The following is a 15,392-nucleotide window of genomic DNA, read 5'->3' on the forward strand; positions in this document are numbered from 1 at the left end:
GGCGCTGTATTCAGCGGCGCTACAGTGATTGTTCGCGGCAGCGGCCGGCAGTAGGTTGAAACCATCTGCTGCCGGAGAAACTGTCATGCCTGAATACAAAGCTCCCCTGCGCGACATGCGCTTTCTGATCGACAACGTGTTCGACTTCCACAGCCATTACGCCGCCCTGGGCGCGACCGACGCCAGCCCGGACATGGTCAGCGCGATCCTCGAAGAAGGCGCGAAATTCTGCGAAAACGTACTCGCACCGCTCAACCGCAGCGGCGATGAGGAAGGCTGCCACTTTGACAACGGAGTGGTCACCACGCCCAAGGGGTTCAAGGACGCCTTCGCCCAGTATGTGGAAGGCGGCTGGCATGGCGTGGCGGCGGACCCGGCCTACGGTGGCCAGGGCTTGCCGCAGTCAATGGGCCTAGTGCTGAGCGAGATGATCGGTTCCAGCAACACGTCCTGGGGCATGTACCCCGGCCTCACCCACGGTGCGATGTCGGCGATCCACGCCCACGGCACCGAAGAACAGAAAGCCACGTTCCTGAGCAAACTCACCGCCGGCGAATGGACCGGCACCATGTGCCTCACCGAGGCCCATTGCGGCACCGACCTGGGCCTGATCAAGACCCGCGCCGTGCCGCAGGCGGATGGCAGCTATGCGGTCACCGGCAGCAAAATTTTCATCTCCGCCGGCGAGCACGACCTGAGCGCCAATATCATCCACCTGGTGCTGGCCAAGTTGCCGGATGCGCCGGCGGGCACCAAGGGGATCTCACTGTTTATCGTGCCCAAGTTCCACGTCGACTCGGGCGAGCGCAATGCGGTGCAGTGCGGCTCCATCGAACACAAGATGGGCATCAAGGCGTCCGCCACTTGTGTGCTGAATTTCGATGGCGCCAGAGGGTTTTTGATCGGCGAGGCGAACAAGGGCCTCAACTGCATGTTCACCATGATGAACCACGCACGCCTGGGCACCGGGATGCAGGGCCTGTGCAATGGCGAGACGAGCTTCCAGGGGGCGGTGAAATACGCCAATGACCGCCTGCAAATGCGCTCGCTGACCGGCGCCAAAGCGCCCGAGAAAGCTGCCGACCCGATCATCGTGCATGCCGATGTGCGGCGTATGTTGCTGACCATGAAAGCCTTTAACGAAGGCAATCGCGCGCTGACTTATTTCACTGCGCAGTTGATCGACACGGCGCACCTGAGCAGCGATGCCACGGCGCGCCAGGAAGCCGACGACCTGCTGGCGTTCCTCACGCCGATCTGCAAGGCCTTCATGACCGACACCGGGCTTGAGGTGACCAACCACGGCATGCAGGTGTTTGGCGGGCACGGTTATATCCGTGAATGGGGCATGGAGCAGTTGGCGCGCGATGCGCGGATTGCGCCGATTTATGAAGGCACCAATGGCATCCAGGCCCTCGACCTGCTGGGGCGCAAGGTGCTCGGCAGCCAGGGCAAGTTGCTGCGCGGGTTTACTAAAATTGTGCATAAGTTCTGTGGGGCGAACGCCGAGCATCCGCAGCTCAAGGCGCAGGTGGCGCAGCTCAATCAGTTGAATCAGGAGTGGGGCGAGCTGACGACCAGGGTGGGGATGGCGGCGATGAAGAACCCGGACGAAGTCGGCGCGGCGGCGGTGGATTACCTGATGTACAGCGGCTACATCATCCTCGCCTACCTGTGGCTGCGCATGGCGATTGCGGCGCAGGCGCTGGATGACGCTGAGTTTGCCCAGGCCAAGCTGGCGACGTGCGACTTTTACTTCAAGCGGCTGTTACCGCGTACGGGCATGCACCGGGCGGCGGTGGAGGCAGGCAGTGACTGCCTGATGAGTTTGCCGGCGAATGCGTTTGCGCTGTAACGGTGTGGGAAGGGGCTTGGTGTGACTCTGAAATACTTGGCAGTCACGAACTGACGCTATGTGTCTGAAAAGTTGTTCGGTTACACTTGGGGCCTGTAAAACCGATCCCATTGAATCACTTTTACGTTCTCACGAGGTTTGCCATGGCTGATTACAAAGCGCCGCTGCGTGATATGCGCTTCGTCCTCAACGAAGTGTTTGAGGTCGCCACCACCTGGGCCCAATTGCCGGCACTGGCAGACAGCGTCGACGCCGAAACCGTCGAGGCGATCCTCGAGGAAGCTGGCAAAGTTACCGCCAAGTCCATCGCTCCGATCAGCCGTGGCGGCGATGAACAAGGGTGTCGCTGGGAAGACACCGCCGTGTTCACTCCGGACGGTTATCCACAAGCCTACAAAACCTACGCCGAAGGCGGCTGGGTGGGTGTCGGCGGCGATCCTGCCTTTGGCGGCATGGGCATGCCCAAAGCGGTATCGGCCCAGGTCGAAGAAATGATCAACTCGGCCAGCCTGGCGTTTGGCCTGTATCCGATGCTGACGTCCGGCGCCTGCGTGTCGATCGCCACCCACGCCACCGAAGCGCTCAAGGCCACTTATCTGCCGAAGATGTATTCCGGTGAGTGGGCAGGTTCCATGTGCCTGACCGAAGCCCATGCCGGCACCGACCTGGGGATTATTCGCACCAAGGCCGAGCCGCAGGCGGATGGTTCGTACACCATCAGCGGCACCAAGATCTTTATCACCGGTGGCGAACACGACCTCACTGAAAACATCATCCACCTGGTGCTGGCCAAGCTGCCAGACGCGCCAGCCGGGCCAAAGGGCATCTCGCTGTTTCTGGTGCCCAAGTTCATGGTCAATGCCGACGGCAGCCTGGGCGCGCGTAATCTGGTGAGCTGCGGCTCCATCGAACACAAGATGGGGATTCAGGCGTCCGCCACCTGCGTGATGAATTTCGACGGGGCTGTGGGGTTTCTGGTGGGCGAGCCTAACCGTGGCCTGGCGGCAATGTTCACCATGATGAACTACGAGCGTCTGGGCGTGGGCATCCAGGGCCTGGCCTCCGGTGAGCGCTCTTACCAGAACGCGATTGAATACGCGCACGACCGACTGCAAAGCCGCTCGCCAACCGGCGCCCAGGCCAAAGACAAAGTGGCCGACCCGATCATCGTGCACCCCGACGTGCGTCGCATGCTGCTGACCATGAAAGCGTCGAACGAAGGCGGTCGCGCATTCTCCACCTACGTGGCGACGCAGTTGGACATCGCCAAGTTCAGCGAAGACGCTGCCGCGCGTGAGCGGGCGGACAATCTCGTAGCATTGCTGACCCCAGTGGCCAAGGCGTTCCTCAGCGATCTGGGCCTTGAGACTACTGTGCTGGGCCAGCAGGTGTTTGGCGGCCATGGCTATATTCGCGAGTGGGGCCAGGAGCAACTGGTGCGTGATGTACGCATCACCCAGATCTACGAAGGCACCAACGGCATCCAGGCGCTGGACCTGGTGGGGCGCAAGATCGTCGGCAGCGGTGGCGCGTTCTACACGCTGTTTGCCGATGAAGTGCGCGAGTTCATCGCCTCCGCTGGCGCCGAACTGGGCGAATTCACCCGGCCGCTCGGTAAGGCTGTGGATAACCTCGATGAGCTGACCGCCTGGGTGCTGGATCGCGCCAGAGCCAACCCGAATGAAATCGGTGCGGCATCGGTGGAGTATCTGCACGCCTTTGGCTATATGGCCTACGCCTATATGTGGGCGCGCATGGCCAAGGCGGCGTGGGGCAAACAGGCTGAGGAAGACTTCTATGCGAGCAAGCTGGGCACTGCGCGCTTCTACTTTGCGCGCCTGCTGCCGCGTATTCATTCGCTGAGTGCGTCGGTCAAAGCCGGTAGCGAATCATTGTTTTTGCTGGATGAGGCCCTATTTTAAGGCTTTAAAGGGCGTGTAAGCATTCTCTTACATGACGTGCTGCTATTCGTCCTCTATCGCCAAATTGGATCCATCGATAATCTACTTCACATGGACGTCGCGCAGGAAGCGCAAAGCAACAACACGGACACGTAGGATTCTGCCAGGATGGCGGAGTGAAATGGATGTCAGGGAAACAGTCTGCAAAGCCCCGCTTCGGCGGGGTTTTCTTTTGGTGCGCCAGGCATGGCGCGTTGCGCGAAGCGCAACCAGTTTGGCTGTGGTGGCCACGCTGGTGACTTGGAGGTGAAAGTCCTCTACACACCCGGCAAGGGGAAGTGTTAGCCAGAGGCAAGGGTGTCGCGGGTGACTGCGAATCTGAAGGAAGCCCGAGGCAAACTGTTGGCCTGACGAACAGGAAGCGGATTAGGCGGTGCAGCGGGGTAAGGTAGCCAGAATTGCCAAAGCCCAATACTTGCACGGAAAGCTGTGACGTAGATCCGACAGGCATAAGCAGGAAGGTCGCGCGAATTACCCTGGGAGATCTGTGCGTTTGCCACTGTGCTACCGAGCGCCGCGAGGCGACGGGATGAGCGTGCAGAAGTCAGCCGAGGCCGTAGTAAGTGACGAATAACCACGTCACCAAGGGCTGAACAGGTTATGTCGCCAGTAGGCGTCAGAGTCTCGTTGAATACCGAAATGCAGAAATTTCTCCCAGAGAAGACTGTTACTCCGAGTCCCGGACAGAATCCGAGGATGACGGCTGACAGCGCACAGGTACCGACGGCGTCTGTGACGTGGACGAACGCGGAGCCGGACACGCTGATGGAACGGGTGCTTGCACCTGCCAACCCCAGACGTGCGTATCAACGTGTGGTCAGCAACAAGGGCGCACCGGGTGCCGATGGCATGACGGTCGACCAATTAGCGGACCACGTGAAACAGTATTGGCCGATCCTCAAAGCTCGGTTGCTGGCTGGCGAGTATCACCCGCAAGGTGCGCGCGCCGTCGAAATCTCCAAACCCAAAGGCGGCACCCGCCAGTTGGGTATCCCCTGCGTCGTGGATCGCCTGATCCAACAGGCTCTGCTGCAACAGCTCACACCGATCTTCGACCCTCTGTTCTCGGACCATAGCTACGGTTTTCGTCCGGGCAGAAGCGCTCATCAAGCCATCGAAACAGCCCGCGCCCATGTGGCGGCAGGCTACCGCTGGTGCGTGGAACTCGATCTTGAGAAGTTCTTTGATCGGGTCAACCACGATGTCTTGATGGCTTATGTTGAGCGTCAAATCGCAGACAAGCGTGTGCTCACGCTGATCCGGCGTTATCTCGAAGCGGGATCGATGTCAGGCGGGATCGCCAGTCGCCGGCAGGAAGGGACGCCGCAAGGCGGCCCGCTCTCGCCGTTGCTGTCGAACATCCTGCTCAACGAACTCGATCGTGAATTGGAACGGCGAAGCCATCGTTTCGTACGCTACGCTGACGATGCGAACATTTATGTGCGCAGTCGTCGTGCGGGTGAACGAGTGATGACAGGCGTCGAGCGGTTCTTGAGGCAGCGTTTGAGACTGACGCTGAATCGAGAAAAGAGCCGGGTAGCTGGGTCATGGGTGTGTGATTACTTGGGCTATGGGATGAGCTGGCATCAACAGCCGAGACTGAGGGTGGCGACGATGAGTCTGGGTCGCTTGCGCGACCGACTCGCAGAGCTGCTACGCGGCGCGCGAGGCCGCAAGATGGCATATGTCATCGAGCGGATAAACCCCGTACTGCGCGGTTGGGCTGGGTACTTCAAGTTAACCCAAGGCAAGCGAGCGCTGGATAAACTTGATGGCTGGGTGCGCCACAAACTTCGCTGCGCCGTATGGCGTCAATGGAAGCAGCCCTCGACGAGGGCGCGCAACCTGATGCGCCTGGGGCTCGACGAAGGACGCGCTTACACATCAGCGTCCAATGGCCGAGGCCCATGGTGGAACTCGGGAGCGCCCCACATGAATCAGGCGCTACCGAAGAAACTTTGGGATCAACTCGGGCTGGTCTCGATACTGGATACGATAAACCGACTCAACCGCATAGCCTGAACCGCCGTATACGGAACCGTACGTACGGTGGTGTGAGAGGACGGCGGGAGTAATCCCGCCTCCTACTCGATCCTGCGAAAAAGTCAGGCCGGGTCTGACGATGGCGCAATGCCAGAAACCACTGAACCCTCGCCGACGCCCAAGGTCGATTAGCTACACGGCTCGCACGAGCCGATTTTTTGGAGCTGACCCATGGATATCATTCGCATCATCATCGCCATTCTACTGCCGCCACTGGGTGTGTTCCTGCAAGTAGGTTTCGGCGGCGCTTTCTGGCTGAACATCCTGTTGACCCTGTGCGGTTACTTCCCCGGCATCATCCATGCGGTGTACATCATCGCCAAGCGTTAAGGCCTGTCTGTTGCGCTGAAGGTCAAATGCAGGAGGGGCTTGCTCCCGATGGCAGTGGAGCAGTCACTGATAGGTTGACTGAGCCACCGCCATCGGGAGCAAGCCCCCTCTCACATTTTCAGACCTCATGGTGTTCCTTCAGCCTTTTGCGATCAGCCGTGAATTGCGCTCATTGCGAAACGCCAGTTGTTCGATGGTCTGAGTGGCGTGCTCGGCTTCTTCCCTTGCCTGCAGGATGATGCCGTGGTGCTCGGACTTGCTGCACACCGGGTCGGCATTGCTGGCATCCCCCGTCAGCATGAACGCCTGGCAGCGGCAGCCGCCGAAGTCCTTTTCCTTCTCATCGCATGAACGGCACGGCTCGGGCATCCAGTCATAGCCGCGAAAACGATTGAAGCCGAACGAGTCATACCAGATGTGCTGCATGCTGTGGTCGCACACATTGGGGAATTGCACCGGCATCTGCCTCGCGCCATGGCAGGGCAGGGCAGTGCCGTCCGGTGTGACGGTCAGGAAGATGCTGCCCCAGCCGTTCATGCAGGCCTTGGGGCGCTCCTCGTAATAATCCGGCGTCACAAAGATCAGCTTGCAGGGATGGCCCTCGGCTTCGAGCCTGGCGCGGTATTCATTGGTAATACGCTCTGCGCGCACCAGTTGCTCCCGGGTCGGCAGCAGTCCCACCCGATTGAGCTGCGCCCAGCCATAGAACTGGCAGGTGGCGAGCTCAACGAAGTCCGCCTCCAGCGCAATGCACAGCTCGATGATACGGTCGATCTTGTCGATGTTGTGCCGATGGGTGACGAAGTTCAGCACCATCGGATAGCCGTGGGCCTTTACGGCGCGGGCCATTTCCAGCTTTTGCGCAAAGGCTTTTTTCGAGCCGGCCAACAGGTTGTTCACCTGCTCGTCGCTGGCCTGGAAACTGATCTGGATATGGTCCAGGCCGGCTTTCTTGAAGTCGCTGATCTTCTGTTCGGTGAGGCCGATGCCGGAGGTGATCAGGTTGGTGTAGAACCCAAGCTTGCGCGCCTCGCTGATCAGTTCGGCGAGGTCCTGGCGCACCAGCGGTTCACCGCCGGAAAAGCCCAACTGCGCGGCACCCATCTCGCGCGCCTCGCGAAATACCTTTATCCACTGTTCGGTAGTCAGTTCCTTGCCCTGCTCGGCAAAATCCAATGGGTTGGAGCAGTACGGGCACTGCAACGGGCAGCGGTAGGTCAACTCGGCGAGCAGCCATAGGGGCAGGCCGACAGGCGGTTTTTCAGGCAAGTTCGATCCAGTGCTCAGCACGGGCGACCTCCATGAATTGCTCGATGTCTTTACCGAGTTCAGGCACGCCGGGAAATTGCCGGTCCAGTTCGGCGATGATGGCTGTCACATCACGCTCGCCATCAATCAAGCCGCCAATCAGCGCGGCGCTTTCGTTGAGCTTGATCATGCCTTCCGGGTACAGCAGCACATGGCCTTTTTGCGCAGGCTCGTACTGGTAGCGATAGCCCTGGCGCCACACGGGTTTTTTGCTGCGGTCAAAACTCATAGGGTGATCCCTTTATGCCAGACCCGCTGCGCGGTCACGCTGTGATACGGCGGGCGTTTGAGTTCGTAGGCCATGCTCATGGCGTCGAGCATGCTCCACAGAATGTCCAGTTTGAACTGCAGGATTTCCAGCATGCGTTCCTGGCCTGCACGGGTGGTGTAGTGCTGCAGCGTGATCGCCAGACCGTGCTCCACATCGCGGCGCGCCTGGCCCAGGCGGGTACGGAAATACTCATAGCCGGCCGGGTCGATCCACGGGTAATGCTGGGGCCAACTGTCGAGGCGCGACTGGTGGATCTGCGGCGCGAACAGCTCGGTCAGCGAGCTGCTGGCGGCTTCCTGCCAACTGGCGCGACGAGCGAAGTTGACGTAGGCGTCCACCGCGAAGCGCACGCCGGGCAGCACCAGTTCCTGGGAGCGCAACTGGTCGGGGTCCAGGCCAACGGCTTGACCCAGGCGCAGCCAGGCTTCGATGCCGCCGTCTTCACCCGGCGCACCGTCGTGGTCGAGCAGGCGCTGGATCCACTCGCGGCGGATTTCGCGATCGGGGCAGTTGGCCAGGATCGCGGCATCTTTCAGGGGAATGTTCACCTGATAGTAGAAGCGGTTGGCGACCCAGCCCTGAATTTGCTCGCGGCTGGCGCGGCCTTCGTACATCGCTACGTGGTAAGGGTGATGGATATGGTAGAAGTCACCCTTGGCGCGCAGGGCTGCTTCGAATTCGGCGGTGGTCAGGGCTGTGTCAGTCATTTCGATAGCTCCTACAATTCAATGCTCATGCCGTCGTAAGCCACTTCGACATTGCGCCGCACCAGTTCCGCGCGCTCGGGGGAGTCCTCATCGAGGATCGGATTGGTGTTGTTGATGTGGATCAGCACCTTGCGCTGCTCGGGCAATTGTTCCAGCACTTCCAGCATGCCGCCGGGGCCGTTCTGCGCCAGGTGGCCCATCTCGCGACCGGTGCGCGTGCCGACGCCGCGGCGCTGCATCTCATCGTCGTCCCACATCGTGCCGTCCACCAGCAGGCAGTCGCTGCCGGCCATGATCTCCAGCAACGGCGCGTCGACCTTGCCCAGGCCTGGGGCGTAGAACAGCTTGCCGCCAGTGCGCAGGTCTTCGACGATCAGGCCGATGTTGTCGCCCGGATGCGGGTCGAAGCGATGCGGCGAATAGGGCGGTGCGGCGCTACGCAGCGGCAGTGGGGTAAAGCGCAGATTGGGGCAGGCCGGGATGGTGAAACTGGCGTCCAGTTCGATGCGGTTCCAGGCCAGGCCGCCGTTCCAGTGGGTAAGCATGGTGAACAGCGGGAAACCGGTGCTCAGGTCTTCATGGACCATGTCGGTGCACCACACCTGGTGCGGGCAACCTTCGCGCAGGCTCAGCAGGCCGGTGGTGTGGTCGATCTGGCTGTCCATCAGGATGATTGCGCTGATGCCGGTATCCCGCAGGGCGCGGCCGGGTTGCATCGGCGCAAAGCCTTGCAACTGCGCGCGAATATCCGGTGAGGCGTTGCACAGTACCCAATTCACACCGTCGTCGGAGATTGCAATGGATGACTGAGTACGCGCGTGGGCGCGCAGGCTGCCGTCGCGAAAACCTGCGCAGTTCACGCAGTTGCAGTTCCACTGCGGAAAACCACCGCCAGCGGCGGAACCTAGAATCTGGACAAACATGGCCGCTCCATCAAGCAAAGCTCAAAACAAAAACGCCCCGGGCGAACCGAGGCGTTGTATTACCCAGCGGATTAACGGCTGGCGAAGTACATGGTGACTTCGAAACCAATGCGCAGATCAGTGTAAGCAGGTTTGGACCAAGTCATGTTCTTACTCCTACGTAGGGATGGGTTGTGTAATACATATAGTCCATCTCCTGTCGGAGATGTTCAGATGTGTGCGTGTGAATGTTACGCAATTCTTTTCAAGTTAGCGCTGTCTTGATGGAAAAAGCCTTTTGCAAAGGCAGCAATGATCGCTGTTCAGTTGATCATACGTGGACCATTGGCCACATAGCGCCAGCCGCCCGCTGCAGTTTGCAACTGCCGTGCGGCGTGCAGCAGGTCGCCCCGGGAGCACGCCAGAATCCGTTGTTGCAGTTGCTGCAGGTAATCCGACGGGTGGCCTGCCAGATGCGCGTGCCAGAGCAGTTCGGCAGCTTGGGCAACGGGCAGCGCCTCGCGGGCAAACTGTTCGGCCAAGGGCCGGTTGCCCAACTCGTCGCTGCGCTCGATCAAGGCCGGCAGCTGCTGCAGGAAGCTGTGCAGGTGCTCGACGATGTCTTCCAATGACGCCGTCGGCGATTGCACACCCAACAGCAGTCCGGTTTGTCCGTTGATCTGTCGGACGCCGCTGAAGATCGCGTAGCCCAATTGCAGCTCGACGCGCAGGCGTTGGTAGAAGGGGGCTTGCAGCAGGTGACCGAGCAGGCGCCAGGCGGCTTCATCGGCCAGGGATCCGCTCGGTGTGGGGCAGAACAGCAGCAGGGCGGCTTCGCTCGTGTCGGTTTTTACTGCGTGCCAAACGTGTTGGCCGGCAAGATCTGCAACGTCGTGATCAATAATCGCGGGTTGTCCAGGCAAGCGCGCGGCGGCCGCTTTGATCGCGGTCTCGCACGTGGCTGTCAGCCCTATGCCCAAGCCTTGCCAGCGGGCGTCGGACCAGGACGCTGGCGTCTCATCAGCGCCGGTCGCGTTGGCACAGCAGTCAGGCAGTGCCTTGAGCAGTGCCCGAATGGCGATCATCGGCACCGGCGCGGGAGCTGGCGCTTGCGGCTGTTTCAGCGCATGGGCCAAGGCTTCGAGCACCGCAGGCATTGGCTGTTGAAGACCGATCATCTTCATCCGCCAGTCATTGCCCATCGCCTCGAAGGATAATTCGACACCGGCCTGACCGGCATTTTCGCGCAATGCCTGCAGCGTACTGTCCAGTTCGGGGGCGGGCGCGTTGAAGCGCCACTGCAGATACAGCGCGCCTTCATCACTGTCATCGGCCAGCGCATGGCTGAACGTCAGCGCCGATGCGTCCTTGCGGCCCCGTGAACGATCCTGGGCAAAGGTGCGTAACCCGCGATGGGCGCTGGTCTGGCCGCGAATCAGGCCTGCGCGCTCTTCCTTGACAGGGGGGCGCAGGAAGGGATTGTTGGGAGCAGGCTGCCACCCGTGTTGGGACACGGGCAGGTGCAATGAGTCGAGCATGGCCTTGAGTGCTGCGACCGCAGGTTCCGACAGTGCTTCGCTGTGATTGCGGGCCAGCGCCAGTGCGCCCTGGGTCTGCTGCTGACGAGCGGCCAGCAGGGCGAACTCTTCGCGCAGGGAGGTCCAGTCACTGTGCGCAAAAAAGCTCAGCCAGTCGTACAGCAGTGTCTCGATCTGCGCTGTTTCTTGAGTCTCGACGGTGAAGTCGATAACCAGCAGCGCCTGCCCCGCAAAGTCGTACGGCACTGAGGCGTGCAGCGCGGTGGCCAGTTGCTGCGTTTTCAGTTCAGCCAGCAGCCCGCCCGGTGCCGAAGCGTTGAGCCAGGTACACAGAAATTCCAGGGCTTCGCGAGGGGCTTCGCAGCAAATGACCTGATGCAAGTGATTGCCGTCCAGGTGTTGATAGCTCTGCGCCTGGCCGGGCATCAAAGGCGGCGGCAAGGTTTGCGGGTGCAGGGGGCCTGAAGCCAGGGCGTCACTGAAGCGTTGCGCCAACGCTTCCAGTTCTGCCAACGGCTGTGGGCCTGCAAGGCTCAAGGTCATCTGCCCGCTTTGATAAAAGTGCTCATGGAAGGCCCGCAAGGCCTGTTGAAACGCCTCGCTTTCCACCGGCAGGCTGTCGCGATTGCCTGCGTGAAAACCCCGCAACGGATGATCGGCCGCCAGGCCCTGCAAAAGCGCCACTTGCTGTTGCGCCGCTGCATCCTGGGACCAGGCGATAAACTCTGCGTGCAGCACTTCCCGTTCGCGCAGTTGGTCTTCGCTTGTCAGCCGAGGGTGGGTCAGCATGTCTGCCAGCCGTTCCAACCCATCGGCAAAGGTCGAGACCGGTAGCTCAAAGAAGAAGTCGGTGGCGCGCTCGCGGGTGCTGGCATTGACCTGACCACCATGACGCTGCACGTAGGCCATCAGCCCATCGCTTGCAGGAAAACGCTCTGTCCCCAGGAACAACAAATGCTCAAGAAAATGCGCCAGCCCAGGCCAGGCCAACGGCACATCATGGCTACCGGCAGCCACGCGCAAGGCTGCAGCGCAACGCTTCAAGCGCGGCGCATGGCGCAACGAGACGCGCAGGCCGTTGGCCAAGGTCAGGTGGATGGGATGAGATTGGGCCGGCGCAGGCATGGGCACTTCCGAAGCGAGGGAAGTGCCTATGCTAACAAACCCGCTGGATCAGGGCTTGTGCAGCGCGCCGTACAGTTCCGGGCGGCGGTCTTGCAGATAGTGGTTGGCGGTGCGGGCAGCGAGGATCGATTGGCGATCCAGCGCCGCGACGATCAAGGCTTCGTCCAATCCCGCCTGGGCGACGCGCTGACCGTCCGGCGCGGCGATGCTGCTTTGCCCGCAATACTGGATCTCGCCTTCATGCCCGCAATAATTGGCGTAGGCCACGTAGCACTGGTTCTCGAAGGCGCGCGCCCGCACGGTGACGTCAGCCACAAAGTCGAACGGCACCATGTTGGCCGTGGGCACCAGGATCAGCTCGGCACCGGCCAGGGCCAGGCGTCGGGTGTTCTCCGGGAACTCCAGGTCATAGCAAATCAGCAGCCCCAGCTTCCAGCCGTTGAGTTCCACCAGCGGAAAATCATCGCCGCCGGCGCTGAACATCGAACGGTCGAGGTCGCCGAACAGGTGTGTCTTGCGGTAATTGCACAGGCGTTGACCTTGCGCGTCGATCAACTGCACGGCGTTATAGACCTGGCCATCTTCGGCGCGCTCCGGATAGCCGTACACAATCGCCAAGCCGGCGTTTCGCGCAATCTCGGCGATGGCCAGGGCAGAATCCCCGTCCTGCGCCTCGGCCAAGGCACCTGCTGCTTCGAGGCCAATGTTGTAGCCGCTGAGAAACATCTCCGGCAGCACCAGCACATCGGCGCCGGCCGCCTCTTGCGCCACCTGGTGCAGGCGCTTGAGGTTGCCGGCCACGTCCAGCGGCAGCGGCGGGCATTGATACAGGGCGACACGCATGACGCAGCTCCTTGAGTCGGGCAGTTATTCAGGCAGGGCAATCGGCCCGATTTCATCGAACACGTCACCCGGCCCCGGGTTCTCGGGGTGAGTGCTGCCACCAAAGTGATTCATGATGCCCCACACCGCGTTGAGGGAAGTTTGCACCGCGCCTTCGACCCACGCAGGCGTCCAGGACACATCGTCGCCGGCAATGAAAATCCCACGCTGCTCGGCGGGCATGTCCTTCTGCATGAAGTGCGCGTACATCCGCTGGTTGTAGCGATAGTGGCCGGGCAATGCGCCCTTGAAGGCGCCGAGGAAATGCGGGTCGGCTTCCCAGGACACGGTGATCGGATCGCCGATGATGCGCGCCTTGATGTCGACTTTCGGGTAAATCTTGTTCAGGGCGTCCAGCGCCAGTTTCACCCGTTTATCGATGGGCTGCGGCAGCATTTTCAGCGCGTCGCTCATCCACGAGTACGACAGGCAGATGACGCCCGGCTTGTCGTCGCCATTGTCGAACAGGTAAGTGCCACGGGTCAGGCGGTCGGTGAGGGTCATGCTCATCAGGTCGCGGCCGGTTTCCGGGTCCTTGTCCTTCCAGAACGGGCGGTCGACCATCACGAAGGTTTTCGACGACTGCATATAGCGCGTGCGGTCCAAAGCCATCCACATCTTTTGCGAGAACAGGGTTTCGTCGCATTCGATCTGTGTGGTCAGCAGCCAGCTCTGGCAGGTGGTGAGCACCGCAGCGTATTCGCGGGTGTCGCCGTAATTGTCGGTGACCGCGAAACGGCCACCCGCCGCATGGGCAATGCGCTTGACCCCGGCCCGTGGCGCGCCGCAGTGCAATGAGCTGAGGCTGGTGCCGGCCGGCCAGTGGGCGCAACGCTCGGGCACATGGCGCCAGATGCCCATGGGCACCTGCGCCACGCCGCCGACCACCAGGTGCTGGTGATCGTCGCAGTTGGTCATCACCACGCGAAAGATCTCCAGCATCGAGTTGGGGAAGTCCGAGTCCCAGCCGCCGGTGCCGAAACCCACCTGGCCAAACACTTCGCGATGGTGGAACGACAACTTGGCGAACGCCTTCGAGGTGGCCACGAAGTCGTAGAAAGTGCGGTCGTCCCACAGAGGCACCAGCTTGTTCCACAGCGCTTTCAGACGCGGCACATCGCGGTCGCGGATAGCCTGCTGGATATCGCCGAACTGCGAACCGGCCTCCAGCGCATCGGCCCAGGCGTCGGCCACTTCCTGGAACAGCGCCGGCAAGTCCGAGAGTTTCTGCGCGTAGTGAGTCTCGCCTTCCAGATCAATCACCGTGCTGCCGGAGGCCGGCGTCAGCGGGTTGGGAAACGGTTTGGTTTCCAGCCCCAGCTTGTCCACATAGTGATAGAACGCCGTGGACGACACCGGAAACCGCATGCCGCCCAGCTCTGCAATGATGCCCTCGGCGCCTTCGAACGCCTGGGAGCGCAAACGGCCGCCCATTTTCGAGGCTTCGTACACCACCGGCTTCAGACCCAGCTTCATCAGCTCATAGGCCGCGACCAGCCCGGCAATCCCCGCGCCGACAATCGCCACCTCGGCGCCGTGATTGGCAGCAGGAATGCTGCCCAGGCCCGCCGGGTGCTCGATCCAGTCATCAAAGGCAAACGGAAAATCCGGGCCGAAGATAGTGATCGGTTTTTTACCGTCGGCAGGGTGGCGAATGGTCTTGCTGAGGGTGCTGGACGGAATGCTCATGGCTGACCTTGTTGACGACTCGACGGGAAGCGACCCGCTGAGTATAGGAAAAGATGGCAGCCAGTTTAGGGAGTGCAGAGGTCATTAATAAGACGCAATGTGTCGTCATATTGAGCTTGTTTTAGTCAGTATGACGACCCGATCGATCAGATTGGTTGTGCGCGATCCAGTTTGTTGCTGAGGATGATCGACGTGGTGGTTTTTTCAACGCCGTCGACACTGCCGATCTGATCGAGCAATTGGTCGAGTTGCTCGGGCGAATCGGTGCGCAGCCAGGCCACATAATCGAATTCGCCGCTCACCGCGCAGAGTTGCTGCACCTGAGCCATGGCGCTGAGTTTGCGCAGCACTTCCTTGCCGGAGCGTGGTTGTACAGTGATGCCTACATACGCCTGCAGACCCCCATCGGCGACACGTTGACTGAGGCGAACACCGTAACCGGTGATCACCTGGGCTTTCTCCAGCCGCGCCAGGCGAGAGGTGACCGTAGTGCGCGCGATGCCGAGCTGCCGAGCGAGCATGGCCACGCTTTCGCGGGCGTTCAGTTGCAGCGCAGCGATGAGTTGGCGGTCGATTTCGTCTAGGGTGGCCAAGGGGGCTCCGGGATGGGGGGCGGTTGGTGGCATGTTACAGGCTTGTGCGGGGAAAAGCCTGAGACCAGAAACGACGAAAGCCGCGCAATGCGCGGCTTTGAGTATGGTGGGCCCACACGGACTCGAACCGTGGACCAAGGGATTATGAGTCCCCTGCTCTAACCAACTGAGCTATAGGCCCTCAGTAG

Annotated in this window: 13 protein-coding genes and 1 tRNA gene; 4 read left to right on the forward strand and 10 right to left on the reverse strand. The window is 61.0% G+C overall.

Going from position 1 to position 15,392, the window contains the following annotated elements:
* Positions 1-85 precede the first annotated feature (85 nt).
* From ACXX81_RS00425 to ACXX81_RS00440, 4 genes are all read left to right on the forward strand, one after another.
* The gene (locus tag ACXX81_RS00425) at positions 86-1,855 is read left to right on the forward strand and encodes an acyl-CoA dehydrogenase C-terminal domain-containing protein (RefSeq protein WP_458571050.1); all 1,770 of its coding nucleotides are present in this window, start codon (positions 86-88) and stop codon (positions 1,853-1,855) included.
* 143 nt (positions 1,856-1,998) lie between these two features.
* Complete coding sequence (locus ACXX81_RS00430) at positions 1,999-3,777, forward strand: acyl-CoA dehydrogenase C-terminal domain-containing protein (RefSeq protein ID WP_458571051.1); 1,779 nt, start codon at positions 1,999-2,001, stop codon at positions 3,775-3,777.
* 639 nt (positions 3,778-4,416) lie between these two features.
* Complete coding sequence (gene ltrA, locus ACXX81_RS00435; protein WP_458571052.1) at positions 4,417-5,838, forward strand: group II intron reverse transcriptase/maturase; 1,422 nt, start codon at positions 4,417-4,419, stop codon at positions 5,836-5,838.
* 192 nt (positions 5,839-6,030) lie between these two features.
* Positions 6,031-6,189 carry a YqaE/Pmp3 family membrane protein gene (locus tag ACXX81_RS00440; RefSeq protein ID WP_003194776.1) on the forward strand — a complete coding sequence of 53 codons (159 nt, stop codon included), beginning with the start codon at positions 6,031-6,033 and terminating at the stop codon, positions 6,187-6,189.
* A gap of 138 nt (positions 6,190-6,327) precedes the next feature.
* On the opposite strand, the gene pqqE is transcribed toward ACXX81_RS00440, so the two are convergent.
* From pqqE to ACXX81_RS00490, 10 genes are all read right to left on the reverse strand, one after another.
* Positions 6,328-7,458 (reverse strand): pyrroloquinoline quinone biosynthesis protein PqqE, encoded by a 1,131-nt coding sequence (gene pqqE, locus ACXX81_RS00445; RefSeq protein WP_458571053.1) that lies wholly within the window; start codon positions 7,456-7,458, stop codon positions 6,328-6,330.
* Positions 7,451-7,726, reverse strand: coding sequence for a pyrroloquinoline quinone biosynthesis peptide chaperone PqqD (pqqD, locus tag ACXX81_RS00450; protein ID WP_458571054.1), 276 nt, complete (start codon positions 7,724-7,726; stop codon positions 7,451-7,453). Before pqqD ends, pqqE begins: the two co-directional genes overlap by 8 nt.
* Positions 7,723-8,475 (reverse strand): pyrroloquinoline-quinone synthase PqqC, encoded by a 753-nt coding sequence (gene pqqC, locus ACXX81_RS00455; protein ID WP_209985565.1) that lies wholly within the window; start codon positions 8,473-8,475, stop codon positions 7,723-7,725. The genes pqqD and pqqC overlap by 4 nt, the downstream gene beginning before the upstream one ends.
* Before the next feature lie 11 nt (positions 8,476-8,486).
* A complete protein-coding gene (gene pqqB, locus ACXX81_RS00460) occupies positions 8,487-9,398 on the reverse strand; it encodes a pyrroloquinoline quinone biosynthesis protein PqqB (RefSeq protein ID WP_099585688.1) in 912 nt (303 codons plus the stop codon).
* Between the two features lie 71 nt (positions 9,399-9,469).
* Positions 9,470-9,544, reverse strand: a complete 75-nt coding sequence (pqqA, locus tag ACXX81_RS00465) for a pyrroloquinoline quinone precursor peptide PqqA (protein WP_003194766.1) — start codon at positions 9,542-9,544, stop codon at positions 9,470-9,472.
* 156 nt (positions 9,545-9,700) lie between these two features.
* Positions 9,701-12,040 (reverse strand): pyrroloquinoline quinone biosynthesis protein PqqF, encoded by a 2,340-nt coding sequence (gene pqqF / locus ACXX81_RS00470; RefSeq protein ID WP_458571055.1) that lies wholly within the window; start codon positions 12,038-12,040, stop codon positions 9,701-9,703.
* Between the two features lie 48 nt (positions 12,041-12,088).
* A complete protein-coding gene (locus ACXX81_RS00475; protein ID WP_458571056.1) occupies positions 12,089-12,883 on the reverse strand; it encodes a carbon-nitrogen hydrolase family protein in 795 nt (264 codons plus the stop codon).
* Positions 12,884-12,907: 24 nt separating this feature from the next.
* Complete coding sequence (locus tag ACXX81_RS00480; protein WP_322212065.1) at positions 12,908-14,611, reverse strand: flavin monoamine oxidase family protein; 1,704 nt, start codon at positions 14,609-14,611, stop codon at positions 12,908-12,910.
* Between the two features lie 146 nt (positions 14,612-14,757).
* Complete coding sequence (locus ACXX81_RS00485; RefSeq protein WP_354376869.1) at positions 14,758-15,204, reverse strand: Lrp/AsnC family transcriptional regulator; 447 nt, start codon at positions 15,202-15,204, stop codon at positions 14,758-14,760.
* 104 nt (positions 15,205-15,308) lie between these two features.
* Positions 15,309-15,385 (reverse strand) — tRNA-Ile (locus ACXX81_RS00490).
* Positions 15,386-15,392: the final 7 nt, after the last annotated feature.

This window comes from Pseudomonas sp. GNP013 (genome assembly GCF_054343995.1).

Bases quoted from the DNA above. Each gene is read 5' to 3' on its own strand.
- pqqF (WP_458571055.1), bottom strand. From the start codon at position 12,040: ATGCCTGCGCCGGCCCAATCTCATCCCATCCACCTGACCTTGGCCAAC.
- ltrA (WP_458571052.1), top strand. From the start codon at position 4,417: ATGTCGCCAGTAGGCGTCAGAGTCTCGTTGAATACCGAAATGCAGAAA.
- pqqD (WP_458571054.1), bottom strand. From the start codon at position 7,726: ATGAGTTTTGACCGCAGCAAAAAACCCGTGTGGCGCCAGGGCTATCGC.
- ACXX81_RS00440 (WP_003194776.1), top strand. From the start codon at position 6,031: ATGGATATCATTCGCATCATCATCGCCATTCTACTGCCGCCACTGGGT.
- ACXX81_RS00475 (WP_458571056.1), bottom strand. From the start codon at position 12,883: ATGCGTGTCGCCCTGTATCAATGCCCGCCGCTGCCGCTGGACGTGGCC.
- pqqB (WP_099585688.1), bottom strand. From the start codon at position 9,398: ATGTTTGTCCAGATTCTAGGTTCCGCCGCTGGCGGTGGTTTTCCGCAG.
- ACXX81_RS00425 (WP_458571050.1), top strand. From the start codon at position 86: ATGCCTGAATACAAAGCTCCCCTGCGCGACATGCGCTTTCTGATCGAC.
- pqqC (WP_209985565.1), bottom strand. From the start codon at position 8,475: ATGACTGACACAGCCCTGACCACCGCCGAATTCGAAGCAGCCCTGCGC.
- ACXX81_RS00480 (WP_322212065.1), bottom strand. From the start codon at position 14,611: ATGAGCATTCCGTCCAGCACCCTCAGCAAGACCATTCGCCACCCTGCC.
- ACXX81_RS00430 (WP_458571051.1), top strand. From the start codon at position 1,999: ATGGCTGATTACAAAGCGCCGCTGCGTGATATGCGCTTCGTCCTCAAC.